Below are 1244 nucleotides of genomic sequence, written 5' to 3'. Positions count from 1 at the left end.
GTGGCTACGGTGAGACGCATGATCACGACGCTCCGCCGCGCCGACGCACGCCGCATCGCCCTGGCCGCCCAGGGCTTCGCCCGCCCTCGCCCCGAGACGGTCGGCACGCGTCAGATCACGGCGGCGCTGCACCGCATGCGGATCCTGCAGATCGACTCGGTCAACGTCTTCTCACGCTCGCACTACATGCCGCTCTTCGCGCGCCTCGGCGCGTACGACACGGCCCTGCTCGACAAGCTCGCCTTCTCGCGCCGCCCGAAGTGGACCGAGTCCTGGGCGCATGTGGCATCCCTCGTCTCCGTCGACGACTGGCCGTTGCTGCAGTTCCGCCGCGACGCGCTCCGCGACAAGTACGGCAGCGATGCCTGGGCCGCGGCCAATCAGCCGCTGATGCAGTGGCTGCGCGACGAGCTCGCCGCGCGCGGCCCGCTGCGGCCGGCCGAGATCGAGCACGATGCTCGCCGTGGCTCACGAGGGTCGTGGTGGGGCTGGGACGACGTCAAGAACGGCCTCGAGCGCCTCTGGCTCTTCGGCGACGTCGCGATCGCGGGGCGACGGGGGTTCGAGCGGCGGTATGCGCTGGCATCCGATGTCCTTCCGCCCTCGGCGCTCGAGACCACCGTGGCGCGCCAGGTAGCCGTCACCGAGCTCGTGCGGCGGGCCGCGGTGGCGTACGGGGTGGCGACGGCGGCCGACCTCGCAGACTATTGGCGCATCCGAGATCGGCCGGCGGTGATGGCCGCCGTGCACGACCTCGTCGAGGCCGGTGAGCTGATCCCGGTACAGGTCGAGGGGTGGGAGGTGGGCGGACGGCCCGCGAAGGCATGGCTGCATCGGGATGCCGCGCACCCCCGCCGCGTGGATGCGGCGGCGATCCTGACGCCCTTCGATCCGGTCGTCTGGTTCCGCGACCGCGCGGAGCGGCTGTTCGACTTCGACTACCGCATCGAGATCTACACGCCGGCTCCCCAGCGCCGGTTCGGCTACTACTCGCTCCCGGTGATCATCGGCGACGACGTCGTGGGTCGCGTGGACCTCAAGGCCGACCGCGCGTCCAGCGCCCTCCGCGTGCAGTCGGCGTGGTGGGAGCACGGCGCGCCCCCGGATGCCACCGAGCGACTCGCGGCCGAGTTGCTCACGGCTGCGCGCTGGCAGGACCTCGACCGCGTAACCGTTTCCCGGTGGGGCGACGCCGCGGATGCCCTGGCGGGCGCGCTCAGCGCGGAGCGCCACGAGCATCCCGA

General features: G+C 72.3%; 1 protein-coding gene. It reads left to right on the top strand.

Going from position 1 to position 1244, the window contains the following annotated elements; translation table 11 throughout:
• Positions 1-18: 18 nt before the first annotated feature.
• Positions 19-1244, top strand: a 1226-nt coding sequence (locus P2P98_RS17235) for a crosslink repair DNA glycosylase YcaQ family protein (RefSeq protein WP_275801490.1), incomplete at its 3' end; no start/stop codon positions are given.

Origin of the sequence: Microbacterium sp. Kw_RZR3 (assembly GCF_029222405.1) — a bacterium.
Taxonomy (GTDB): Bacteria; Actinomycetota; Actinomycetes; order Actinomycetales; family Microbacteriaceae; genus Microbacterium.
This window is presented reverse-complemented; position numbering and strand designations above follow the sequence as displayed.